Source organism: Sorangiineae bacterium MSr11954 (assembly GCA_037157815.1).
GTDB classification, from domain to species: Bacteria; Myxococcota_A; Polyangia; order Polyangiales; family Polyangiaceae; genus Pendulispora; species Pendulispora albinea.
The window spans coordinates 9942619-9966358 of record CP089984.1 but is presented as its reverse complement, the minus strand read 5'-3'; the positions used below and the strand labels follow the sequence as shown (position 1 = coordinate 9966358).

Sequence of the window (23740 nt, the reverse complement as noted above, 5' to 3'; positions counted from 1 at the left end):
TGATGGTCGGCCCATGTCATTTGACCTTTCCCACGCTGTGACCTTCGACTTGGCGCGCGGCAGCGTCCGCGCCATCGGGGCCGAACGAACGGTGCTGTTGCCGGTCGATGCGCTCTTCGATCTCGTGTCCGCGGTGGAGCCGGAGGTGGCGGCTTCCGTGGGGCGGGGCATCGGCCAGTCCATCGGCGAGCGGCTTGCCGAGCAGCTCGGCGGCGCCGAGGGGGTGCGCGCCTCGCCGCTCGACTCCGTGATCAACGCCATCGCGTTCGAGTTCAGCGTGGCCGGTTTCGGGGCCTTCGGCATCGAGCGCTGGGGCCGCGCGATGGTGCTGGTGGTGGAGCACGCGCCCCGTCTCGGGGGGACATTTTTGGCCTCGGTGCTGGAGGGAACGCTGGAGGCTGCCACGCAAACGCGTGTAGCTTGCATGCTTCTGGCGGCGGGGCCCGTGCAGCGGATCCTGGTCGCGAGCCCCGACGCGATCGATCGGGTGCGCGCCTACATCGGCGAGGGGACATCGTGGCCCGACGCTCTGTCGCGCCTTCAAGCGCGGGTCATCGCATGACCAACAAGCACGACCGCATCGGCCGCCTCGAGGCCCTCCTCGAAAAAATCCGCCAGCGGAGCGCCATGCCGCGCGGGCTCAACGGCGTCAAAGCCGGCGAGGGCGTCGCGCACTGGGCGCCCGAAGACACCGAGATCCGAATCAGCACCACCTTCGACGACTCCGAGCACCTCGAAATCGTCGACGTACCGCCCCGGCCGCCGTTCGAGTCGCACGAGGCCGAGACGATCAATGTCGCTGCGCTCGCGCCGGTCGTGTCGGTGAAGGAGGCGCCAGCGGCGCAAGCTTATGCGCCGCCCGTGGCGCGGGGTTACGAGGCGCCGCCGGCGGAAGGTTATGAGTCGCCTGCGGTGCCGGTGAAGGAGGCGCCATCGGCGCAAGCTTATGCGCCGCCCGTGGCGCGGGGTTATGAGTCGCCGCCGGCGGAAGGTTATGAGGCGCCTGCGGTGCCGGTGGTGTCGGTGAAAGAGGCGCCATCGGCGCAAGCTTATGCGCCGCCCGTGGCGTCGGTATACGAGGCGCCGGCGGCGGAAGCTTACGAGGCGCCTGCGTCGGAAGCTTACGAGCCGCCTGCCACGCGAGCTTACGAGTCGCCCACGGCGCAAGCTTATGCGCCGCCCGTGGCGCGGGGTTACGAGGGGCCGCCGGCGGAAGGTTACGAGGCGCCTGCGGTGCCGGCGGTGTCGGTGAAAGAGGCGCCATCGGCGCAAGCTTATGCGCCGCCCGTGGCGTCGGTATACGAGGCGCCGGCGGCGGAAGCTTACGAGGCGCCTGCGTCGGAAGCTTACGAGCCGCCTGCCACGCGAGCTTACGAGTCGCCCACGGCGCGAGCTTATGCGCCGCCCGTGGCGCGGGGTTACGAGGGGCCGCCGGCGGAAGGTTATGAGGCGCCTGCGTCGGAAGCTTACGAGCCGCCTGTTACGCGAGCTTACGAGGCGCCTGTGGCGCCGGTGTCGGAGCCGCTTGCGGCGCCGGATTACGAAGCGCGCGGGCCGCAAGGGCTCGAGGACCTCCCGGATTTGGAACGGGGGTCGGCCCTGGAGCCGGAGCCGTCGATCCTCGTGGAGGACGCCGAAGCCTACGGCGCCGCCATGCTGGACGAGTACGAGGTGAGCGAGGACGTGGTGGAGATCCACGTCGACGCGGACGACGATTCGGTGCGCACGTCGGTGCATACCGGGCTCGAAGCCCCCGCGCAGCCCCTCGCCTCGAGCGCGCGCCTCTCGGGTGCCAGTGGCGTCAACCTCGCCGAGGGCGAAGACATCGTCGTGGGCGAAGCCGATCTCGCGCCCGACGAACCCCGCGAGGTCACCATCGAGGTCGACCCGTCCGCGTCCGAGCCTCCCACGTCATCGCGAAGGCCGATCGCCCTTCCGCCGCTCAACGAGCTCGCCGTGTCGGAGGACGACGCGCCATTCAGCCCTCCGCCCGCATCCGGAAAGCAAATCGCGGCCGCCGATTACGGCTTCGATCCTGCGCCGGCCACCTTGCACCCCGTGGCGCCCATCGAGCCGCCCCCGCACCGCGAGCCGATGACATCCACCTTGCGCGCCACGGACGAGCGCGAGCGCGTCAGCCGCGTGGGGCACTTTCGGGACGTCGGCCACGTGGACATCGAGGTCGATCCGGACGCACCTCGGCAAATCTGGAAAGCCACCAGCCCACCCCCCCAAGTCGAGCCGGACACATTCGGCGCCTGGCTCGACGCGACGCTGTCGCTGTGACGGACGCGCGCAGTAGGCTAGGGGGGATCGTGCAGCTGGGGGTGGGTCAGATCATCTCGAAGAAGCGTGAGTGAATCGCGACGGCGGCGAGGAGACCCACTTCCTGCTGGATGTCGTCCTTGGTCACCACGCTGAACTTGTCGCGCACACTGCGCACCTTCGAAATCTCGATGGCGATGTTTCCTGCCGCGTCTTTGCACTGAAAGACGCCGCTGAAGACGCCGCCGTCGGCCGTGTACTCCCTGTCGCCGATCCTCAGGGAGAGCTTCTTCTTGAGCGCAATGGCCGGGAAATCCACCACCGCGAGCTCCTTTCCGTCCGCAGCGTAGATGTGAAACTGCGTCTTGGCGAAGTTGCCGCGGAGTGTGCCGAGTTCTTTTCCGTCAGTGCCCTCGACCAACGAAAACAGGGGGGTCGCGCTCATGAGCGTGCCTTTGATGGTCAAGAGCACTTGTTCCGAACCCGGCGCGGTCACGTCGTAGTTGCTTGCGAGCGACATGAAGCGCTGGGTGACTACAAATTGAGACATAGAGGGAGCCTCCCCAAAATGAAAATTACAACGCGAGCTATGACTTATCGCACAGCTCGCTCCTAGAGTCACGCATCCAGTCGGGTTACAGGTGCGTGATTCAACCACGTGCGTTGGCGGCGCGCGAAAATGCGCGTAGCGCGAACGATGGCGGGCTGGAGTTCTTCGCGCGGAAGCTCCCCCGAAAGATGCATCGCAATCTGGCGGTATCCAACGGATCCCATGGCGCGCGCGGCGCCGTAGCCCGCTTGGAGCAAGCGCGTTCCCTCGTCGAGCCATCCGCCTTCGAGCCATGCGTCGACCCGCGCCGTAATGCGCCGGGTCAAATCGTCCGGGGTGCAGTCGATGGCAAACAAGTGGGCGCGGTATCGCTCGGGGAGAAAGCCGTGCGTCTCCTGCTGGGCGCGGAGGCTTTGTCCCGTGAGCTCGAAGACCTCGAGCGCCCGGCTCACACGCACGACATCGTTGGGATGAAGGCGCTCGGCGCTGGCCGGATCCACCTCCCGAAGGCGGTCATGAAGGGCCGTTCGCCCCTGTTCCATCACGAGGGTCCGATGGCGCTCGCGCACGTCGTCGTTCTTGCCGGGGCTCGGCGCCAGGCCGTGGAGAAGCGCGCGCACCCAGAGGTACGTGCCGCCGCACACGATGGGGCGCTTTCCGCGGGCCCGGATGTCGGCGATGACCGCATCGGCCATCTCGACGAAGCGGGCGGCGTCGATGGGGTCCAGCGGGTCTTGAACGTCGATGAGGTGATGGCGCGCGCGGGCGCGTTCCTCGGCGGTGGGTTTGCCCGAGCCAATATCGAACTCGCGGTAAATCTGGACGCTGTCGGCGCTGACCACCTCGCCGTCGAGCTCCTCGGCCAGGCGAATGGCCAGCGCCGTTTTGCCGCTCGCCGTCGGCCCGACGACGACGATGAGGGCCTCCGGGTCGGTGCGCGCGGCGGCGATGGGGAGGTCGATCGAAGCTTCAGCGGCCAACCCGACGCTCCAATTCGGCGAAGGAGAGGTGCATCACCACCGGACGTCCGTGCGGGCAATGCCCCGAAAAGTCGATGCCTTCCAGCGACGCCAAGAGGGCGGTGGCCTCTTCGTGCGAGAGCGAATCGCCGGCGCGCACGGATGCATGGCACGCCATGGTGGCCAGGACCAAATCGGCTGCGCCGCCGAAGGGGCGATTCGCCTGCCGCGTGAGCTCCGCGACGAGATCGCGTACGAGGCGCTCGGGGTTGGCGCGCAAGAGCAATTTGGGCACGGCGTGCACGGCCACCGCACTCGTTCCCACGGCCCGAACCTCGAGCCCCACGGCGGTGACATCCTCCGGGCGCTCCTCGAGGGCGGCCACCTCCACCGGCGAGAGCTCGACCACCTCCGGCACGAGCAGGCGTTGCATGGCGACCGCGCGCGCGACGAAGGCTTTGCGAAGCCGGTCGAAGGTGACCCGCTCCGCCGCGGCGTGTTGATCGACGACGTAGATGCCGTCGATGCCCTCGCAGAGCAAGAACGTTTTCCGAACCTGGGCGAGGAATCGCAGGGGAGGGCGGTTGCCGAAGAGGGGGTCGCGCGCGGGAGCACTTGCTGGTGCGCTCCCGGAGGGAGGTGCGTCGAAGGATCCGGCCGGTGACGCGCCCCCTTCGTACGAGGCCGGCACCCCCGCCAAGAGCCGTTCGAGTCCCTCGCCCGCCGCCGCCCCGAGCCTTTCCGTTCCCTCCCGTGCCAGGGGAGGGCTCGGGTGGGGGAGCTCTGAAAAATCGAGCGAAGCGCCGAAGCCCGCCGCTCCCCCACCGCCAAACGGCAACGACGAAGTCGCCTCATAGCGCCCATGTTCGGGCGGCACATTCTCCCGCAACGGCATGGCGCCATCCCTGCGCGGAGGCGGCAGCCAAGGTCGCGTGGGCGGACCCATCGCCGGGATGGCGAACGCCTGCGACGTCATCCCGTAAAGCTCGCGCGTCAGCGCATCGCAAAGCGCGCGCGCATCGGCGAAGCGCACCTCCGCTTTTTGCGGATGCACGTTCACGTCGACCAGCTCCGGAGGAAGCTCCAAATAGACGACGCCCACCGGAAATCGCCCCGCCTCCAGCACCGACCCGTACGCCTGCCCCACCGCCCGCGCCAGCATGCGATCGCGCACCGGCCGTCCGTTGACGAACAAGTGCAGCCCCGTGGCCCCCGCCCGCGCCTTCTCCGGCGGCGCCAGATAAGCCTCCACGTGCAAAGGCCCGCGCTCCCCCTCACCCCGCGCCAGCCGCCCGTCGCCGATCCCCATGACCTGCGCCACGCGCTCGGTCCGCGAGGCCACCCGCAGAAACTCGCGCGCCGCGCGCCCATCGCGCGTCAACGTGAAGGACACATCGGGCCGCGCCAGGGCCGCCGTGGTCACCACGTCCCCCACGTGCGCGCTCTCGGTGGCCGTCGACTTCAGGAACTTCTTTCGCGCGGGAACATTGAAGAACAGGTCCCGCACATCGATGCTCGTCCCCACCGCGCAGCCCGCAGGTTGCACCCGCGGCGTTCCCCCGCCATCGATGCGAACCTCGGTCCCCTCGGGGTGATCCTGCGTCCGCGTCACCAGGAGCAGCTTCGACACCGACGCCACGCTCGGCAGCGCCTCACCGCGGAAACCGAAGGTGCGCAAATGCGAGAGATCCTCGACCCGGTCGATCTTGCTGGTCGCGTGGCGGAGCAGGCAAAGGGTCGCGTCCTCCGTATCCATGCCGCTGCCGTCGTCGCTCACGCGAATGCGCTGGAGGCCACCTTGCTCGATCTCCACGCGCACCTTGGTGGCGCCGGCGTCGAGCGCGTTTTCGACGAGCTCCTTCACCACGCTGGCCGGCCGCTCCACGACCTCGCCGGCTGCGATTTGGTTCGCCAGATCGGCGGAGAGCTGGCGGATTCGGCTCATCGCTCCAGATAGCGCCCGCTGGCCGCCTCGAAGAACTCGCGCGCGCGGCTTCGCGTCAGGGCGATGATGATGAAGCCGCTCAAGAGGGTTCGCGCCACCAGCCATGCATTGTCGCGCAGCGGGCGGACCTTGGGCATGAGCGCGATGACCTTCTCGACGAACTCCGGATTTTGCGAGGACTCGCGCATGCGGGCGGCGACGAAGGTGGTCTCCATATGGACCTCGGCCAAGCGCACGTCCTCGGCTAGGAAATACGCCAGGATCACCAGCCCCGCGTGCACGCATACCACCTGGATCAACGGCGCGCGCGCCTCCACCCGGCCCGACATGGCCCGCGCCGCAAAGGCCACCATGACCGCGCCGAGGAGCATGCCCGCCACCGAGAGCGGGAAAAAGCGATGGCGCGCCGTGCTCATCGTGGTGAAAAAATCTTCCGCGGCCTTGGCCGCCTCCGCGCGCCGATCGTCGCTCTGGATCGCGCGCACGGTGTCGTGCGCGTCGACGTTGTCGCCATGATAATAAAGCACGACGCTGCAGCCATCGACGAACGCCGTCGCGCCGAAGATCCAGGCGACGATGAGCGCGAGCATCAGGTACCATGGCCGCCGCGGGCCGCGGGTGCTGGGCGTTCCGTCGCTGGGACGTACACTCGGGGGTCGACTCGGAGGCGTTGGGCCCATACTCATGCCCGCAATAGCACGAGATGCGCAATGCGACATGTGCCGAACGAGGCCATAGGTTGTAGAGCTCGAATGCCGCGTGATATTCCCGGCTTGGTGAGGACGCGAGGACGGCGGACGGGCGCCTTTGCCGCGGCGGCCTGTGCCGCGACCGTCTTTTTTGCCGCGGTGCTCGGGCAGGCAGCGCAGCCTTCCCGGCCGCCTCCGGGCGCCGCCGAAAAGCTGAAATCCGGCGATCCCGAACGGATCCGCGAGGGCCTCGAGGACGCGCGCCTCGCCGGAAAAAGCGCCGCCTCCCTGGCCACCGAGATCGCTGCGCTCCTCGATCGCGGGCTGAGCGCTCCCTTGGCCGAGTCCGCGCTCGCCACCTTGGGCGAGCTCGAAATGCCGGCAACGACCCCGAGCATCGCCGTCTACCTGCAGCACCGCGATCCCAAGGTTCGAAGGACCGCGGTCCGCGCCCTCGCGCGCACGAAGGGCCCGGCCGCCATCCCCGCGCTGCGACGCGCTCTCTCCGACCCCGATGGCGGCGTTCGAGGTGGCGCCGCCACGGGCCTCGGCATGCTCCGGGCGCGGGTGGCCATGGCCGATCTCGGCGCGGCGCTCGACCATCACGTCATCGAGGCCTCGGCGCCCATCGGGCAGCTCTGCAACCCCGACGAGTGCCACGATTTTCTCGGCCGGCTCGGCCGGCTTCCGTTCGAGCTCCTCGCCGGCGGTCTCGACGCGATGCTGTTTCGCCAAACCTCCGAGGTGAGCGAGGACATGAAGGCCAACGTCATCGGCCGGGTTCGGGAGCTGCAGACGCCCGAGGTGCACGACTTCCTCGAGCGCCTTCAAAAACGCTGGCCGGAAGGAACATCGCCGCGCCTGAAGGCGCTCATCGATCAAGCCGTCAAAGCCACCGCCCGTCCGAGTGAGCCATGACCAAGTCATTTCGCCCTCCCGTGTCCAAGTGCGGCGCATCGGGCTCGTTGGCGACGTCGTGTGCGCTCGGCGTGTCGGGCTCGTTGGCGACGCCGTGTGCGTTCGGCGTGTCGGGTTCGTTGGCGACGTCGTGTGCGTTCGGCGTGTCGGGTTCGTTGGCGATGCCGTGCGCGCTCGGCGTGTCGGGTTCGCTGGCGATGCCGTGTGCGTTCGGCGTGTCGGGCTCGTTGGCGACGCCGTGTGCGTTCGGCGTGTCGGGATCGTTGGCGACGTCGTGTGCGCTCGGCGGGTCGGGTTCGTTGGCGACGTCGTCTGCGCTCCGGGCGTCCGTAGCGTTGGCGATGTCGGCCGCGGTTGCCGTGGTCGTCGTGTTTTTCTTGCTCCTCGGGCCGCTCGCGTGCGGTGGCGCGCTGACCCGGGCGGATCTTTTTTCGAGCGAGTCGTCCACCGAGGATGCCGAGGCCATCGAGGCCGTGCGGCGCCGCATCGCAAGGACACGCCCGGCCACCGGGGTGGACATCGCCGTGGGCGTGGCCGGCAATGGCGACAGGATCGTCGCGGTGCTCCTCGACGATGGTCATAAATGGACGTACGCGCACCCGCTCGATGCGCGACCGGCCATCGCGGGCCAGGTGATCGTCGGCTCCGGCGGCGGCGAGATCTTCTGCCTGGACGCGCGCACCGGGAACAAGCTCTGGGTGCGGCCCACCGGAGGCCTCCCCCTCGTGGGCGCCGGCGACGATGGCCGCTACACGGTGGTTACGCTCGGTCGCAGCGGCACGGCGCGCGGATCCACCTTGCTCGCGGTGGATCGCTTCGGCGACGTGAACCGTCAAATCGAAACCGACGAATCGGTGGGCGTGCCCGCGGTCGTCGGCGGCCTCGCGTTCATCCCGTGGGGCCGGAAGTACATCAGCGTCTTCGACATCGTCGCGGGCAACGAGCCGGCGCGGATCGTCTTCGGCGAGCGCGTGAGCCACGCGTGGACGCAAGGCGGGAGCATCTACTTCGGCGACGCCGGCGTCTACCGCTTCGACGAGCACATTCAACACGCGCCCAACGTGATGGACGCCACGCGCGAACGCGCCTCGCACCTGATGCTGCCGCCGCGCGAGCTCCCCGGCGCACCGGTGCTCCTACCGCCGGCGGAAGAGCGCCCGAAGCTCGTCGCCACCGTCCGCGATCGCGTGCGCACCTATGTGCGGCCCGGATCCTCGAAGCCGGGCGCCGCTCCCGACGAGGGCGTCCTCACCGTCGCCAGCTCGCGCTACTACGCCACGTATTTTCGCATCATCATGGGCTTCGACGCCTTGCGCGGCCGCCTCGCGTGGGTTCACACGCACGCGAGCGACATCATCGGCGCCGCCGCCGCGGAGGGCGGCTTTCTCACGTGCGACGAGCAAGGCCAGGTGACCTTCCTCGGCGCCCGCCAAGGCAGCACCCTCGGCGCCCGCGAGCTGGGCGAACCCGTCAAGAGCTGCGTCGTCCAGATCGATCGCCTCGCGCTGCCCGCCGAACGCGACCGAAGCGCCCCGTCCCTGGCGAGCGATCTCGCCGAAGCCCTGCGCATCTCCGATCCCGAGCTGGCCGCCGGCAAGCGCCCGCTCATCCGCGAGATCGCCTCCCTCGACGACGACATCGCCACCAAGGCGCTCATCGACGCCAGCGTGGATCCCACCCTCGACCCCTTCGTCGTCGCCGACGTGCGCGCGGCCCTCGCCTCGCGCCGCAAAGGTGCAAGCTACATGCTTTCCGCCCTCCGAGCGCACTACGACTTCCTCAAGGACGCCGTCAAGCCGCCCCCCGTCGGCCCCATCGCCCGCGCCTTCGCCGCCATGAACGATGCGAGCGCCGCGCCTCTCCTCACGGCGCATCTGCTCGATCCCGCGACCCCCGAGAACGACGTGCAGGAAGCCGCCCTCGCCCTCACCACCCTCGCACGCCCGAGCGAAGCCCCGGCGCTCGCGCAGTTCTTCAGCCTGAACTACGCGTCGGCCGCCACCCCGCCCATCCAGAGCGCCGTGCTCAGCGCCGCGCAAATCCTCGTCGAACAAGGCGGCAAAGACGGCCGCGCGATCGTCGAGCGCGCCATCGCCAGCCAGATGACCGCGCCCGATCTTCGCGCCCGCCTACGCGCGCTTCGCTGAGCGCCGCCGAGCCCAGGCCCGCAGCCCGGTCCGTCCCGTCAGTTCGGCGGATCGCCGTCGTACAGCTCGAACTCCGCCTCGCGCGAGTGCAGGCAGCACTCGCTGCCCACCGGAAACACCGAGCACGAGGAGGGACGGAGCTGGTAGATGGCGCAGCGGTTGTCCTCCTCCAGGTGCCGGCAGCGCTTCGAACGCAAAAGCCGCAGCACGAACTTCCCGTCCTTCTTGCGCGTGTACGGCGCGCGCAAAAGGTCGGCGCGGCCGGCATGGCGGAAGCGCGCGATGTCGTCCTTGTCGAGCTCCACGTAGTTGTCGCGGCAGCACGCGCCGCAGTCGAGGCAGTCGAAGGTGATCGCGCGCTGCGGATCGGGCCATACGGCGTCGCGTTGGGCGCGCCTCCGTACGATGTCGTGGCAGTCGCGCGGGATCATGGCGGTGGCGAGCCCGCGGTACGGGCCGCTGGGCATCTTCTTCCAGCGGCTCTTGCCGAGATCGAGCAGCGACCAGTAGTGCAGATCCATCGGATCGCCCGCCTTGGGGAGCGGCATCACCAGGCGCGCGCGCCCGCCTTTTTCCCAGACGATGGCGTGGCCTCCGGCGCGCGCATGGCGGGCGGCCTCGCGCGCGAACGCTTCCTTGTACTGCCGGACCACGGGGCGAACCGTTGCGACGGGGGCCATCGAGCGTTCTCTTTTGCTTCTTGGGCTTCTTGGCGTGGCTCTAGTTGATCTCGCGGTGCGGCGCGGCGGCCTTGCGCGGCTCGCTGCTCGTGCGCGTGCGCTGCATCTGGCGCTCGAGGGCTGCGCGGACGAAGCGGGCGAAGAGCGGGTGCGGCGCGGCCGGGCGGCTCTTGAACTCCGGATGGAACTGACACCCGACGAAATACGGGTGGTCCGCGAGCTCGATCATCTCCACCAGGCGCTTGTCCGGCGAGACCCCGGACAAAATGAGGCCCGCGTCCGTGAGCCGATCGCGGTAGTCGTTGGCGAACTCATAGCGATGGCGGTGCCGCTCGGAGATCTCCGTGGTGCCGTAGGCCTCCGCCGCCACGGTGCCCGCCTTGAGCGAACAGGGGAACGCGCCCAGGCGCATGGTGCCGCCCTTGTTGCGCACGTTCTTTTGATCGCCCATCAAGTCGATGACCGAGTGGGGCGCGTCCTTGTCGAACTCGGCCGAGTTGGCGCCCGTGAGGTGGGCGACATTGCGGGCGAACTCGACCACGGCAAGCTGCATCCCCAGGCAAATACCGAAGAAGGGGATCTTGTTCTCGCGCGCATAGCCGATGCTCGCGATCTTCCCCTCGGTGCCGCGATCGCCGAAGCCGCCGGGCACCAGGATGGCATCCAGCTGCGTCAGGCGCCCCTCCACCGCCGAGCCCTCGAGCTCCTCCGAGTCGATGTACTCCAGCTCGACCCGGCAATCGTTCTGCATCCCCGCGTGAACGAGCGCCTCGTGCAGCGATTTGTACGCGTCGCGCAAGTGAACGTACTTGCCCACCACGCCAATCTTCACGCTGCCCTTGGTCGGCTTGGTGAATCGCTCGGTGACCCGCTGCCACGTCGAGAGGTCCGGCTGGCGGCTCCAAATGTTGAGCCTCTCACAAATGAGCTCGTCGACCCCCTCCTTGTGGAACCAAACGGGCATCTCGTAGATGCAGCTCACATCGACGGCGGAGACCACCGCATCGACCGCCACATTGGAGAAGAGCGCGATCTTCTCCTTGGTGCTCCGCGAGAGCGGTTGCGCGGTGCGGCAAATGAGGATGTCCGGCTGGATGCCGATCTCGCGCATCTCCTTGACCGAGTGCTGCGTCGGCTTGGTCTTCAGTTCCCCGGCCGTGGCGATGTACGGCACCAAGGTGACGTGCATGCTGAGCGCGTTTTGCGGGCCCGCCTCAATCTTAAGCTGGCGAATTGCTTCGAGAAATGGGAGCGACTCGATATCGCCGACCGTGCCGCCTATCTCGATGATGGCCACGTCGACGCCGTCGGTGGCGTCGCGCACGCGCGCTTTGATCTCGTCGGTGATGTGCGGGATGACTTGGACCGTCGCGCCCAAGTACTCCCCGCGCCGCTCCTTGGAGATGACCGCCTCGTAAATGCGACCGGTCGTAAAATTGTTCTGACGTGTCATTCGAACGCTGGTGAAGCGCTCGTAGTGCCCCAAGTCGAGGTCGGTCTCGGCGCCATCGTCCGTGACGAAGACCTCTCCGTGCTGGTACGGGCTCATCGTGCCCGGGTCGACGTTGATATAGGGGTCCAGTTTAACGTGGGTGACGCGCAAACCGCGCGCTTCCAGCAATGCTCCGACCGATGCGCTCGTCAGCCCCTTACCAATCGAGGAGACGACACCGCCGGTAACAAAAACGTACTTCGTCGGCTTTCGGCTCATCGTCCCGCCTCCTTTTGCACGTGGGGCGCGTTGACCACGCACCTCCGGGTTCCTTTACGCAGCGTGGCGATAGCACAAGCGAGTTGCCGTTTCTACTTCGGCCGTCACGAAGTCACTCACGTCGCCGCTCCACATACGATCTCTGATGCTAACGTCACGCACTATGGAAAAGGAATCCAACGTTTTGCAAGGCTCGGGATCATCGGGTTCGCCCTCCACGGGTACGAGTTCGGGCCTCGGCCTCATCGGTTTCGACTCGTTCCACTTCGTGGTCGAGAACCTGGAGCGTTCCCGACATTTTTACACGGAGGTGCTCGACTTCAAGGAGGTGGCGCGCGCCGGCGATGATCTGGTCGCTCGCAGCGGGCAACAGTCCATCGTCTTTGGCGCGGGCGACGCGCGCGTGTGCGTCTCCACGCCCCTGGCTCAAAAATCCAAGGCAGCTCGTTACCTTCGCCGTCACCCCGCGGGGGTGATGAGCCTGAGCTTCCGCGTGCAGAATCTCGATGCTGCGGCGAAGTTCCTCGAGGAGCGCGGCGGCACCTTCCTCAGCGATCCGCTGGAGGCCAAGGACGAGCGCGGCGGCACCTACCGCGCCTTCGAGATCGCCACCCCGCTGGGCGACGTGGCGTTTCGCTTTATCGAGCGCAATGATTTCAAGGCCTTCGCCCCCGGTTTCACCGACAGCGGCAAGGGTAACGCGGTTCGCCCGGACAACATGTTCGGCATCGCTGGAATCGACCACGTCACCTCGAACGGGCTCACCATGCAGCCCATCATCGCCTGGTACCGCGACGTGCTCGGCTTCGTCCCGTTCTGGGAGATCAGCTTCCACACGAACGACGTCGCCGAAGGCCGCGCCTCCGGCTCGGGTCTTCGCTCCATCGTCATGTGGGACCCCGCCAGCGGCGTAAAGTTCGCGACCAACGAGCCGCTCCGCCCCTTCTTCCGCGACTCGCAGATCACCAAGTTCGTCGAGGACAACGCGGGCAACGGCGTGCAGCACGTCGCCTTCGCGGTCACCAACATCATCTCGAGCGTCGAAGAGCTGAAACGCCGCGGCGTGCAGTTCATGGGCACGCACCCCGCGTACTACCGCGATCTGCCCGGCCGTCTCGCCAAGCTCGGCATCCACAATGTCAAAGAGGAGCTCGCGGAGCTCGAGCGCCTCGGCATCCTGGTCGACGGCTCGCACGAGCGTTACATGCTCCAGATCTTCATGCAGGAGGCGGCCGCCCTCTACGACGAGTCGCGCGCGGGCCCCTTCTTCTACGAGATCATCCAGCGCGCGGGCGACGCCGGCTTCGGCTTTGGCAACTTCCGCGCTCTGTTCGAGAGCATCGAGCGCGCACAAAAGGCGGAGGCCGCCGCCGCCGCGGTCGCGAAATCCGGCGGAGAGTCCCGGTGATCGATCGCGAGCACGCCGGCATTCTTCCCGATAAGCCGCACACGGCGCTGCGCGATGCGAATGGGGGACTTTTCTACGAAGAGATGTTCACCCGCGACGGCTTCAGCGGCGGCTTCACGTATTTCTACCATCGGTACCCCATCACACCGCACCGCGAGGTCTCCTCGACCCACCGCGGCTACGCACCCCCGGTCGCCGACGAGCGGGCCATGAGCCCCCTCAAGCGACGCCTGTACCTGAGCGACAAGATCCCGCAAGGTGGCCAGCTCTTCGAGCGGCGCTTTCCGATTCTGTTCAGTCGCGACCTCACGATCCTGCTCGCGCGCCCCACGGAGACCGACGAGGCCTACTTCGCCAACGGCGACGGCGACGAGCTGTGGTTCGTGCAAGAGGGGAGCGCGCGGCTCGAATCCCCGTGTGGCTGGCTCGATGTCCGCACGGGAGACTACGTGTGGGTCCCGCGCTCGATGATCCACCGCTGGCACGTGCTCTCGAAGTCGATGCGGCTGCTCTGCTTCGAAGCCCACGGCGGCGTGCACATCCCCGAGCAGTTCCGCAACCCGCTGGGTCAGTTCAAGCTCGATGCGCCCTTCACGCATCGTGACTTCGTACGTCCCACCGGTCCCATCTCGACGCCCGAGCGCATCCAAGATGGCCCCCGTGAGCTCTACGTGAAGAAGCACGGGCGCTACACGCACTACGTGCTCGAGCACCCGCCGATGGACGTGGTGGGGTGGGACGGCTTCGTCTACCCCTGGGCGTTCCACATCGAGAAGTACCAGGCGAAGACCGGGTTGATTCATCTCCCGCCCACCATCCACACCACCTTTGCCGGCAAGGGCTTCGTGGTCTGCTCCTTCGTACCGCGCGTCACCGACACGCACCCGGAGGCGATCCCCTGCCCCTATCCGCACTCGAGCGTGGACTGCGACGAGGTGATCCTCTACCTGCGCGGAAACTTCACGAGCCGCCGCGGCGTGGGTCCGGGCGCTCTCTCTCTCCATCCCGCGGGCATCGCCCACGGCCCGCATCCGGGTGCTTACGAAGCCAGCATCGGCTCGAAGCGCACAGACGAGCTGGCGGTGATGGTCGATACATACTTGCCGCTGCAACCCACGTCGCAGGCGGCCAACATCGAGGAACCGGGGTACCACTCGAGTTGGGCGGGTTAGTAGACCGTTGATGAGTGATCCTCGTGCTCACGGTGAAGCGTTGCTTGCGGTCGCCAAAGTCGTAAATTAGGCGGTATGGGCGAGCCGGCGTACGCTGTGAGTATCGAGGGGGCGGGGATCTTCATGCCGAAGTCGGCGTTCACGCTCGACGGGTTTCGGGCTTGGGTCCTGTCGGATGATTTTCCCGAGGGGGTGAAGGCGAGCTTCATCGACGGGGAGGTCTTCTTCGAGATGAGCCCAGAATCACTCGAAACCCATCTCAAGGTGAAACAGAAGCTGACGGCGGTCCTGGTGACCATCGCGGACGACGAGAGCTTGGGCGAGGCCTACGCGGATGGCGCGCTTCTGACGAACGAGGAAGCGGGCATCTCGACCGAGCCGGATATGTGCTTCGCCACGTGGAAGACGTTGGAGAGCGGCAAGCTGCGCAAGCTTCCTCGAGAAGGCGCGCCGGATGATTCCGTGGAGTTGATTGGGGTTCCCGATTTGGTCGTCGAAGTCGTGAGCAAATCCTCGGTCAAAAAGGATCGACGCGAGCTGCACCAGAAGTATGCGCGCGCCGGAATCTCCGAGTACTGGATCATCGACGCGCGAAAAAAGGCGATTCAATTCGAGATCCTGCGCCTCGAAGGCGGACGGTACGTGTCGTCCGCGCCCGCCGATGTGCCGCAACCGAGCCTCGTCCTAGGGCGTCAGTTCGTTCTTCTGCGCAGCAAAAATCGCATTGGTCATTGGACCTATCGATTCGAGATCACGAACCTCTAGAGGAGCGCGCCCTCACGGCGGTAGGGCCGCGAGCGAGAGCCACCGCCCCTCGGCGCTCGGCGCGAACGCCTGCGCCCGGGTCCCGACGACGGCGATTTGATCCTCGTGCCAGAGCGGCACCACATAGAGCCGCTCGCGCAGCCGCACCTCCAGCTTCGCGTACACGGCGCGCCGCGCATCGCGATCCGTGAGCCGCTGGCCTTCATCGAGCAGCGCATCGACCTCGGGATCGCGCACCCTCCCGCGGTTCGAGCCCGCGGGCGGAATGGATCCCCCGTGCAGAAAGACGCGCAGCACATTGGGCTCGGCCAGCTCCGGGATCTGCAGAATGGCGAGGTCGAAATCGCCCGCGTTCAAGCGCGCGATCAAGGTCCCCAGCTCCAAGGGCTGCACATCGGCAAAGGCCCCCGCGTCCGCCCATTGCTGCGCGACGAAGCGACCCAAGGTGAAGCGGCTTCGATCCGTCGACGTCAGCAACGACACATGAAGCCCCGCGCCGGCGAGCACCGCGCGCGCATCCACCGGCGCGTACGGGAGCGGCGGGAGCTCGTGGTGCGCCCAGTGCATCGGTGGGATGAGCGTGTTCGCCGGCTTGGCGTAGCCCCCGAGCAAGGTGCGCGCGATGGTCTCGCGATCGATGGCCTGCGCCAGCGCACGGCGCACCTCCACCTTGGCGAGCGGACCCCGATCGACGCGCGCGAGCAAGTACGTCAAGTTGGCGCCGGCGCGCGAGGTCACGGTGAGCCCAGGCTCGCGCGCGAGGGCCGGCAGAATGCCGTGGGCGAGCACATTGAGCGCGATGTCCGAGCGCCCCGCCGTCAACCGCAGCGCGCGCGCATTTTCGTCGTGTACCGCGCGGATGACCACCCGATGCGCCGCGCGCCCGAGGACGCTCGCGCGCGGCTCCAAGGTGATCGCGCCCCGCGCGCGCTCGGCGACGGCATACGGTCCGAGCCCATCGAGCTGGCCGTCGGGCCGCGGGGGCGAGCTCGCCTCGTCGGCGCGCAAAATGGGGAGCTCGAGATCCGTCAGCAAGGTGCCGTGCGGGCGCTTCAAGGTGATGAGCACCGCGCCGTCGCCGTCTTCGCGCGCCTCGGCGATGGCCTCCACCGCACGGGCATGGCGCGCGCCCACCGCCGGAGAACCAAATGCGCGCAAGGTGGCGACCACGTCGCGCGATGTGAGCGGCGCGCCCGAGTGAAAGCGCAGATCGCGCTTCAACGTGACCCTCACGGCGCGCTCCCCGAGCCACTCCACACCTTCGGCGAGGTAGGGGATCGGCGCCAAGGTGTCGGGATCGAGCCGCATCAAGCCCGCGTGAAGGAGGCGGGTCGTGCGCAGGCCCACGAGGTCGACGGCGTAGCGCGGATCGAGGGTGTCGGCGTCGTTGGAGACGATGAGCTCGATCGGGCGCTCCGCCTCGGGGCCAGCGGATTTGTCGCGTTCGGGGGCCGCCGACGCGTTGCCGCTGCGCTGGCAGCAAAGGCCGCTCGCCGCGGCGGCCATCATCACGATAAAAGCGAGTGCATGCACTCCCGTCTCTCGGCCATGGCCGCCGTTCTGCCCATCGCGCTGGCCGGCCTGTTCTTGGCCCGCGATGCCGTCCCGCAGACCGCCGGTGCTGGCGGCGCCGCGGTGGAACCACCCCCCGCACCCGCTGCGCGGCCCGCGATCGCGCCGGGGCCCGTTCATGACCACGTCCCCGAGCTGGAGGCGGCCGTTCGAGCCATGGCCGGCGACGCCAAGTTCAAGGACGCGCAGATTGGGGTGGCCATTCTCGATTGCGACACGGGGCACTATCTTGCCACCTCGAACGAGCACGGTGCGCTCAATCCGGCGTCCAACGCCAAGGTGTACACGGCCGGCGCCGCGCTGGCGATGCTCGGCGCGGAGCACCGCTACGAAACGGCCCTCTTCGGCACCGCCAAGGACGGCGAAGTCCAAGGTCCGCTGGTGCTCCGCGGTCACGGCGATCCTTCGCTCACCACCGCCGACTTGTTCGCCTTGGCCGAGGAGCTGCACGCGCAAGGCGTGCGCCGGGTCTCGGGCGATTTGCTGGTCGATCAGCACCTCTGGGACGATCAGACCACGCCGCCGGCGTTCGAGCAGCAGCCCAACGAGTGGTCCGCCTTTCGCGCGCCCATCAGCGCGGTGGCGGTCAACGAGAACACCGTCACCCTCTCCGTTCGTCCGACCCAAGCCGGCTCCCCGGCGCTCGTCACCTTCGATCCCCCCGGTTTCGTCGACGTCGACGGCACGGTCGCCACCGGCGAAGGGCGCGACACGGTCATCCTCGCGCTCTCGGGAAACGGCAAACGCCTCGCGGCCAAGGTCTCCGGCTCGGTGGGGAGCGACGCGCGGGTGGTGCGCTACACGCGCCGGGTGGAAGATCCGTCGCTCTTGGCGGGCTATGCGCTTCGTTCGGTCTTCGACAAGGTCGGCATCAAGGTCGCGGGCGAGGTCAAAGTGGGAACGTCGACCAAGGGCAACCTCTTGGCGCGCCACGAGTCCGAGCCGCTCGCGCAGCTCCTCTCATCCCTCGGCAAACAGAGCGACAATTTTTACGCGGAGATGGTTTTCAAGACATTGGCCACCGAGGTCAAAGGCCGCCCCGGCAAGAGCGCGGACGCCGCCGATCTGGTCGGCCGCTGGATCAACAAGATTGGCGCCGGCGACACCGGGGTTGCCATCAAGAACGGCTCGGGCCTCTTCGACGCCAACCGCACCACGGCCACCAGCCTCGTCCTCTTTCTACGCGCCATGTGGCGCGATCCCACCGTGCAGCCCGAGTTTCTCGCCCAGTTCGCGGTGGGCGGCGTCGACGGCACCTTGCACAAGCGCTTTCGCGCGACGCGCCATCACGGCGCCATTCGCGCAAAGACCGGGACCCTTCAAGATGCGATAGCCCTATCGGGCTATGTGCTCGGCCCTCCCGGCCGCTCGCCGTTGGCCTTCTCCATCCTCTTCAACCAAGTCGCCGGCAAAGCCGACGTCGCCCGCTCCGCTTCCGACAAGCTGGTCGAGATCCTACTCCGCCGCCAATGGGGCGAGTGAGCTCGACGTAATTTTCGCCGGCAAAGCCGACGTCGCCCGCTCCGCCTCCGACAAGCTGGTCGAGATCCTACTTCGCCGCCAATGGGGCGAGTGAGCTCGACGTAATTTTTCGCCGGCAAAGCCGACGTCGCCCGTACGGCCTCCGACAAGCTGGTCGAGATCCTACTTCGCCGCCAATGGGCGAGTGAGCTCGACGTTTTCTTCCCTTGGAGGCTCAGTGAGGAGCGGGATCAATCCCGCATGTGCTTGCGGATCTTGCCGAGGGCCTGCTCCTGCAGCTGACGAATGCGCTCGCGTGACAGATTGTACTTGTCGCCGATTTCCTTGAGGGTCAGCTCGTCTTCGTCGTCCAGACCAAAGCGCCACCGGATGATGCGCGACTCGATGGGCGTGAGGGTGCCGAGCAAGCGCCGCACTTCCTCGCCCCATTTTTGAGAGACCAGGCTCTCGTAAGGAGAGAGCAGGTTCTCGTCCTGTAGAAAATCGATGAACTTGCGCCCGTCCTCGTCGCCCACCGGGCGATCGAGGGAGAAGGGCGTTTCGGCCCACGAGCCCTTCACCTTGTCGAGCTTCTCCTGCGGAATGCCCGTCTCTTTTTCGAGCTCGGCCAACGTGGGATCCCGCCCCGTTCGCGCAATGACCGCTTGTGTGGCGCGGGCGACTCGGTTGTGCGTGTCGAGCATGTGCACCGGGATGCGCACGGCGCGGCCCTTGTCAGCCAGGGCGCGGCTGATGGCGTGACGGATCCACCACGACGCGTAGGTCGAGAAGCGGTAGCCGCGCGTGTGATCGAAGCGCTCGACCGCCTTCATCAGCCCGATGTTTCCCTCTTGAATGAGGTCGATCAGCGGCAGCCGCCCCCGGTTGTAGCGGCGCGCGATCGACACCACCAGGCGTAGGTTGGCTTTGACGAACTTGTTCTTCACCGCCTTGCTGTGAAGGGCGGCGTGCGTCATCCGGTCACAGTAACGCTTGTATTGCGCGGTGAGCGGCAAGACGGGCGCACGCAGCTGCACGCTCGATTCGGGCTCCGCCTCCGCAGGAGCGCCGAGCATGCTGTCATCGTCCGGATCGGGCTCGATGCCGAGCTTGCGCCCCACGTCCTCCGCGTGCGCAATCCAGAGGCGGTCGCTGTCGGGTAGACGGATGGCGCGGCCCAGCGCGGTGGTGAACCCGGTCCACTTGCGCTCTTGCTCCCGCGTGAGCTTGTTTCGCTGTTTCTTGAACGTTTTGATGAGCTTACGGAGCTCCGCAATCTGCGGAAGATCGAGCTTCTCGTCCTCGGCCGTGGGCAGATCTTTCTCGAGCGAGTCGAGCGTGTACTCGGCCGCCGGAACGTACGAGAAAATCGCAACCCAGTGATCGACCTCGGCCTCCTCGACCTCGACGGCCGTCGCGAGCTCTTCTTCCGGGCCCATCACATGATGGGTGGCCATCTCGCGGAAATAGCGGGCCAGCATCGAGTCGCCGCCGCCGTCTTCGAAGTCCTTCGGCGTGCGCGGCTTGATGACCGGATCCATGGAGTCGATTTCGGCGACGACGGCCTCCGCGTCGGCCTCGAACTCTTCTTCGCCGACGACATCGAGGTTGGCGCCGTTGACCGGGCTCTCCGCGGCGGTGTCGTTCTCGTCCGCTTCGTAGTCACCACCCCCGTAGCCAGGAGGTGGCACACTACGGACCGTCGAACGATCCTTGCTTGCAGCTCGGCCATACGGCTCGGGGCTGGAGCTCGGGGGCGACTCTTCGGTGGTGGCAACTGCGGCGGCGCGGCTGCTTTTGCTCATGCTCGCTTCCTTGCTGCGAAAAACGGCGGGGTTGAGGATCTCTGGCTCGCCCTTGGCGACGCCGGGATGCGAAGAAGACGAGGCGTTTTTGCTGACGCCAGACCTGAACGGATGCTGCAGATTCGAACGAGAGTCTTTGACAAGTGACGTGCTGGGAGTCAGAACCTGCGAGGAACGCGAAGCATGCCGCTGTCGTACCGATGCGGATGCCGATTTCGATTTTTGCTTGGCTGACGCGGCAATCTGTGGTTCACGAGGGTCACGAAACTTACGGGAATCACGAGAACGGCGGTCCGGTGCGCTATCCGCCGGGGTTGAAGCTCCAGAAGCCTGAGAAACCTGAGAAATTGATTGGGTCGAACGGGACGCTCGAGAAGCCGCAGGCAAAGCTCGAGAAGCTCCAGAAGAACGAGACAGAGAAGAAGACGAAGACGGCGCCGATGGGCTAGATCGAGCCGAGGACGGAACAGACGGAACGGGAACGGACGGATCGGGAACAGATGCAGCCGGAACAGATGGAGCAGGTGAGGCGGATGAGCGCCGTCCCGCTCCAGATAGATTCTCGGTAGGTAGATTCTCGGTCGCTGTCCCAGTCATAGTAGTTGCAAATTTTGTTCCTTTGGACTCTGCTCGGGACGCCCGGGATGTCGGAGCCCTCTCGTCGGACCCGGCCCCAACGGTCCTTGGCCCGACGGATCTACGGGGGACCAGGATCTTGGGTGCATCCGTCGCGTGATTTTTTTCACGCTCCGAGCGGGTTTCGGATCTGGCGGCGTGCGTCTTCTTGGGCATCACGGTTAAAGGGACGATGGCAGGAACGTAAGACCCGTTTGTGCGGCTGTCGTGGTCTACGTGCACGTCAGCGATTGGTCTCGCCTCCGCCCGCGGAAAGGTGTCACTCGTAGGGCTCCCACTAGGAATAGTGTCGGCTGTTGCGATAAGCGAGAGTCACCCCGTCGTGACTGCCCCTTCTTCATTCTATGGCCGTATGGCGCTCGTCCTTTTCAGGCGTCCGGGGCAGCTCTGTCTTTTTGTCATCGCTTCACTCGTGCACGCCGCCGGCCATGCCAGCGTTGCGCTGATGGCCGGGGTTTTGGCACGGGCCCTCCTCACCCCAAGTGGGGGAAATTTCCCGGAGGTTGGGGGATCCAGTGGACGGCAAATTGTCACGCTGGGTGCGCCAGGCGTCGCGTTGTTGCCGTCTGATCCGGCTGTCGTGGTGGCTGTGGTCGGACTCGGTGCGATGTTGCTCAAGGTCGCCGGCCAAACATGGTCCGTGTATCTACAGGCACGGCTGGCCGGTGAGGTCGGCGTTTGGGTGCGGCAGCGCGTGCTCGATGCGTGGCTGAGTGACCATCGGTTACGGTCGGTAGGACAGCGCGATCATGGCGTTGAAGATAAGGCCGGCCAGGGTTCTGTGGGGAGCAGTAGTCCATGGGCTCAACATGTCGCGGCCCTGACGGAGCGCGTGCACGAGCTCGAACGCGGGCTCGAGGTGGGCGTGCTCGGTGGTCTGCGCGCGGTGGCACAGCTCGTCCCATTGGCCGTGGTTTTGGTCGTGCTCTCGCCGCGGCTGGCCCTCGCTTCGGCCCTGGTTTTCGTGCCGTTTGGCGCGCTCTTGGGCCACGTGCGCAAAAGGTACAAACGCGGTCTGGCCGTGCGCGCTGCCCAAGGCGAGGCGCTGCTCGAGGCGGCAGACGAAGCCGTGCGCCACGCCGATCTCTGGGCGACATACGGCGCGGGGCCGCGGGTTCATGCGCATATCGCGCGGCTCGGCCGCATCATGGCCCAGCATGCGGCGCGGATGGAGGCCTCGGCCGCCACCCTCTCCGGCGCCAACGAGGTGCTGGGTGCGCTGGCGTTGGTGCTCGCGCTCTTTGCGGCGCGCGCCGGCTGGCTCGGCGGGGGCGCGGGCGGCGCGACCTTGTTGCCGTTCGCCATCGCATTTTTCCTCGCATATCGACCGCTGCGCGAGCTCACCGAGGCGCGTCTTGCGTTTGCTCGGGCGCGCACGGCGGTGGATGCGCTGCGGGCGATGGGCGGAATCGATGCGCCACCGTCGGCTCCGGAGCGCGCGCGGCGCGGATGGACCAACGAGGCGCTCGACGTCGAATCGCTCGTGCTCGGACGGGGCGAGGCAGGGCCCATTTCGTTTCGGGCCGAGGCTGGGCAGATCGTCGTCGTGATCGGACGCACCGGCGTCGGCAAGACCACGTTCTTGCGCACCCTGCTCGGCCTCGAGCGCGGGCGGCATGGACGGGTGCGGTACGGTGCGCAAGGGTTGGAAGACGCCCCGATCGGACCCGGAGCGCGGCCCTTTGCGTGGGTACCGCAGGACTCGCCGTTGCTTCTCGACACCCTCGAGGCAAATGTCCGCGTCGCACCCGACGCCGATCCGGCCGGCGCCAGCCTCGATGCGCTGGGCGCGGGACACCTGATGGCGCAGCTCGGATCGCAGCGGCTTGGTCCGGGGGAGCGTCCCGTTTCGGGCGGCGAGCGTCAGTGGATCGCGCTGGCGCGGGCCATGGCCACCCAAATGCCGGTGCTTCTTTTGGACGAACCGACCAGCGGGCTCGATACGGGCTCGCAGCGGCGCGTGCTCGAGGCCATCTCCGGCCTGCGGGGGCAGCGCACGGTCATCCTGGTGACCCACCGCACCGAGCCGCTGGCGATCGCCGACATCGTCGTTCGCCTGGAGCGCGCGGGCACCTCGGCGGCGCGGGCTACGCGCGCGCGGTCAGCAGATTCAGCGACGGCCCCGCCGTGACCTCGACCCAGCGCCCGCGCAGCATATCGCCGTCGAGCACGTAAGCGTCGTGGTCTCCGGTGAAGGTCACGCGAAACGAGCCGGCCAACGTATCGACGTGATCGCGGCCCCGCAGGGGCTTGCCCGCGAGCACCAGCGGCATCTGCGGCCCGAGCTGCCCGGCGCCCAAGGGGCTCGCGACCAGGTGAACGCGCGAAGGATCGTCGCCGGCGCGGTAGAGGACGCGCATCGACAGCCCCAAATTGCGCACCACGCTGGCCACGACCAGGCTGTACGCGGTCGCCTTCTGCGGCTCCCCATCGACCGTGAGGGTGCACGGGACGGGCGAGAGCACCTTTCGCGCGAGCTTTCCACCCGCGAGCGAGCCCGCAAAGATGCGCGCCACGATGCGGGCGGCCCCCGCGTAGCCTTGGTGCGGCGAGGCGTAGTACTCGTCGAAGAAGCGGGAAACGAGCCCGGTGCCGAAGATGAAGCCAATTCGGTCGCCGCCTCGCTCATCGCGCACGCGAAGGGTGGGGCGCTGTGTGGTGTCCACGGATCCGGCCGCGATCGCGTCGAGCAAGCGCGCCGCGTAGGGCTCGGTGGGGCCGCGCAGTCCCCAGTTTCGGGCCACCGTGGCCACCGTGCCCCCAGGCGCCAGGGCGATGCGCGGCAGGGGGCGATCGCCGAACGCCCGCTCCAAGGCGCTGATCCCGGACATGTACGAGCCATCGCCCCCGGCCAGGACCACGCAGGTCGTACCGCCTTGCTCGTTCCGCGTGTTTTGCGCGATGACGCGGACAACGCGGTCGAGCTCGTCGAATGAGCGGGTTTCGTGGATGGTGAAAGGCGCACCGGCCCGAGCACGCGGGCGGGTGAGCGTGCGATAAAGGTCGGACTCGGAGGAGCGAAGGTGCCGCGCGAGCCGGTTGACGATGACGTGCACC

Annotated in this window: 19 protein-coding genes; 10 read left to right on the top strand and 9 right to left on the bottom strand. The window is 67.3% G+C overall.

Translation table 11 applies throughout. From position 1 onward, the window contains the following. Positions 1 to 13 precede the first annotated feature (13 nt). Both LZC94_38890 and LZC94_38885 read left to right on the top strand, forming a co-directional pair. Entirely contained in the window at positions 14 to 562 is a 549-nt protein-coding gene (locus tag LZC94_38890; GenBank protein WXB13788.1) for a hypothetical protein, read from the top strand. Continuing rightward, the gene (locus LZC94_38885) at positions 559 to 2286 is read left to right on the top strand and encodes a hypothetical protein (GenBank protein ID WXB13787.1); all 1728 of its coding nucleotides are present in this window, start codon (positions 559 to 561) and stop codon (positions 2284 to 2286) included. The genes LZC94_38890 and LZC94_38885 overlap by 4 nt, the downstream gene beginning before the upstream one ends. Before the next feature lie 46 nt (positions 2287 to 2332). On the opposite strand, the gene LZC94_38880 is transcribed toward LZC94_38885, so the two are convergent. From LZC94_38880 to LZC94_38865, 4 genes are all read right to left on the bottom strand, one after another. Further along, complete coding sequence (locus LZC94_38880; GenBank protein WXB13786.1) at positions 2333 to 2815, bottom strand: hypothetical protein; 483 nt, start codon at positions 2813 to 2815, stop codon at positions 2333 to 2335. Positions 2816 to 2883: 68 nt separating this feature from the next. Continuing rightward, entirely contained in the window at positions 2884 to 3795 is a 912-nt protein-coding gene (gene miaA / locus LZC94_38875) for a tRNA (adenosine(37)-N6)-dimethylallyltransferase MiaA (protein WXB13785.1), read from the bottom strand. Then, complete coding sequence (mutL, locus tag LZC94_38870) at positions 3785 to 5719, bottom strand: DNA mismatch repair endonuclease MutL (protein ID WXB13784.1); 1935 nt, start codon at positions 5717 to 5719, stop codon at positions 3785 to 3787. Before mutL ends, miaA begins: the two co-directional genes overlap by 11 nt. Further along, positions 5716 to 6309: a hypothetical protein gene (locus LZC94_38865; protein ID WXB13783.1), complete on the bottom strand. Its 594-nt coding sequence runs from the start codon at positions 6307 to 6309 to the stop codon at positions 5716 to 5718. Before LZC94_38865 ends, mutL begins: the two co-directional genes overlap by 4 nt. Positions 6310 to 6495: 186 nt before the next feature. On the opposite strand from LZC94_38865, the gene LZC94_38860 reads away from it, so the two are divergent. Beyond that, entirely contained in the window at positions 6496 to 7326 is an 831-nt protein-coding gene (locus LZC94_38860) for a HEAT repeat domain-containing protein (GenBank protein ID WXB13782.1), read from the top strand. Between the two features lie 341 nt (positions 7327 to 7667). Then, a complete protein-coding gene (locus tag LZC94_38855; protein ID WXB13781.1) occupies positions 7668 to 9473 on the top strand; it encodes a hypothetical protein in 1806 nt (601 codons plus the stop codon). Between the two features lie 38 nt (positions 9474 to 9511). On the opposite strand, the gene LZC94_38850 is transcribed toward LZC94_38855, so the two are convergent. Further along, positions 9512 to 10153, bottom strand: coding sequence for a YkgJ family cysteine cluster protein (locus tag LZC94_38850; GenBank protein WXB13780.1), 642 nt, complete (start codon positions 10151 to 10153; stop codon positions 9512 to 9514). A gap of 40 nt (positions 10154 to 10193) precedes the next feature. After that, positions 10194 to 11864, bottom strand: a complete 1671-nt coding sequence (locus tag LZC94_38845) for a CTP synthase (protein WXB13779.1) — start codon at positions 11862 to 11864, stop codon at positions 10194 to 10196. 163 nt (positions 11865 to 12027) lie between these two features. On the opposite strand from LZC94_38845, the gene LZC94_38840 reads away from it, so the two are divergent. From LZC94_38840 to LZC94_38830, 3 genes are all read left to right on the top strand, one after another. Then, entirely contained in the window at positions 12028 to 13272 is a 1245-nt protein-coding gene (locus tag LZC94_38840) for a VOC family protein (protein ID WXB13778.1), read from the top strand. After that, on the top strand, positions 13269 to 14444 hold the full coding sequence (locus LZC94_38835) for a homogentisate 1,2-dioxygenase (GenBank protein ID WXB13777.1): 1176 nt from the start codon (positions 13269 to 13271) through the stop codon (positions 14442 to 14444). The genes LZC94_38840 and LZC94_38835 overlap by 4 nt, the downstream gene beginning before the upstream one ends. Positions 14445 to 14567: 123 nt before the next feature. Next, positions 14568 to 15209, top strand: coding sequence for a Uma2 family endonuclease (locus LZC94_38830; protein ID WXB13776.1), 642 nt, complete (start codon positions 14568 to 14570; stop codon positions 15207 to 15209). Between the two features lie 12 nt (positions 15210 to 15221). Here the strand turns inward: LZC94_38830 and LZC94_38825 are convergent, their stop codons facing one another. Beyond that, on the bottom strand, positions 15222 to 16742 hold the full coding sequence (locus tag LZC94_38825; GenBank protein ID WXB13775.1) for an ABC transporter substrate-binding protein: 1521 nt from the start codon (positions 16740 to 16742) through the stop codon (positions 15222 to 15224). On the opposite strand from LZC94_38825, the gene dacB reads away from it, so the two are divergent. Beyond that, entirely contained in the window at positions 16737 to 18263 is a 1527-nt protein-coding gene (gene dacB, locus LZC94_38820; protein ID WXB13774.1) for a D-alanyl-D-alanine carboxypeptidase/D-alanyl-D-alanine-endopeptidase, read from the top strand. The genes LZC94_38825 and dacB overlap by 6 nt on opposite strands. 230 nt (positions 18264 to 18493) lie before the next feature. Here dacB and LZC94_38815 read toward each other — a convergent pair whose 3' ends face one another. Next, a complete protein-coding gene (locus LZC94_38815) occupies positions 18494 to 20047 on the bottom strand; it encodes a sigma-70 family RNA polymerase sigma factor (protein WXB13773.1) in 1554 nt (517 codons plus the stop codon). Positions 20048 to 20247: 200 nt separating this feature from the next. On the opposite strand from LZC94_38815, the gene LZC94_38810 reads away from it, so the two are divergent. After that, positions 20248 to 20496, top strand: coding sequence for a hypothetical protein (locus LZC94_38810; GenBank protein ID WXB13772.1), 249 nt, complete (start codon positions 20248 to 20250; stop codon positions 20494 to 20496). Between the two features lie 1019 nt (positions 20497 to 21515). Further along, the gene (locus LZC94_38805; GenBank protein WXB13771.1) at positions 21516 to 22814 is read left to right on the top strand and encodes an ABC transporter ATP-binding protein/permease; all 1299 of its coding nucleotides are present in this window, start codon (positions 21516 to 21518) and stop codon (positions 22812 to 22814) included. Here the strand turns inward: LZC94_38805 and LZC94_38800 are convergent. Then, entirely contained in the window at positions 22771 to 23739 is a 969-nt protein-coding gene (locus LZC94_38800; GenBank protein WXB20303.1) for a hypothetical protein, read from the bottom strand. The two genes, LZC94_38805 and LZC94_38800, sit on opposite strands and share 44 nt — an antisense overlap. Between the last annotated feature and the right edge of the window lies 1 nt (position 23740).

Coding starts and splice junctions, on each gene's coding strand:
- LZC94_38810 (WXB13772.1), top strand. CDS start 20,248: ATGCGGATGCCGATTTCGATTTTTGCTTGGCTGACGCGGCAATCTGTG.
- LZC94_38855 (WXB13781.1), top strand. CDS start 7,668: ATGTCGGCCGCGGTTGCCGTGGTCGTCGTGTTTTTCTTGCTCCTCGGG.
- LZC94_38815 (WXB13773.1), bottom strand. CDS start 20,047: ATGAGCAAAAGCAGCCGCGCCGCCGCAGTTGCCACCACCGAAGAGTCG.
- mutL (WXB13784.1), bottom strand. CDS start 5,719: ATGAGCCGAATCCGCCAGCTCTCCGCCGATCTGGCGAACCAAATCGCA.
- LZC94_38880 (WXB13786.1), bottom strand. CDS start 2,815: ATGTCTCAATTTGTAGTCACCCAGCGCTTCATGTCGCTCGCAAGCAAC.
- LZC94_38840 (WXB13778.1), top strand. CDS start 12,028: ATGGAAAAGGAATCCAACGTTTTGCAAGGCTCGGGATCATCGGGTTCG.
- LZC94_38845 (WXB13779.1), bottom strand. CDS start 11,864: ATGAGCCGAAAGCCGACGAAGTACGTTTTTGTTACCGGCGGTGTCGTC.
- LZC94_38850 (WXB13780.1), bottom strand. CDS start 10,153: ATGGCCCCCGTCGCAACGGTTCGCCCCGTGGTCCGGCAGTACAAGGAA.
- LZC94_38890 (WXB13788.1), top strand. CDS start 14: ATGTCATTTGACCTTTCCCACGCTGTGACCTTCGACTTGGCGCGCGGC.
- dacB (WXB13774.1), top strand. CDS start 16,737: ATGCACTCCCGTCTCTCGGCCATGGCCGCCGTTCTGCCCATCGCGCTG.
- LZC94_38830 (WXB13776.1), top strand. CDS start 14,568: ATGCCGAAGTCGGCGTTCACGCTCGACGGGTTTCGGGCTTGGGTCCTG.
- LZC94_38865 (WXB13783.1), bottom strand. CDS start 6,309: ATGCTCGCGCTCATCGTCGCCTGGATCTTCGGCGCGACGGCGTTCGTC.
- LZC94_38885 (WXB13787.1), top strand. CDS start 559: ATGACCAACAAGCACGACCGCATCGGCCGCCTCGAGGCCCTCCTCGAA.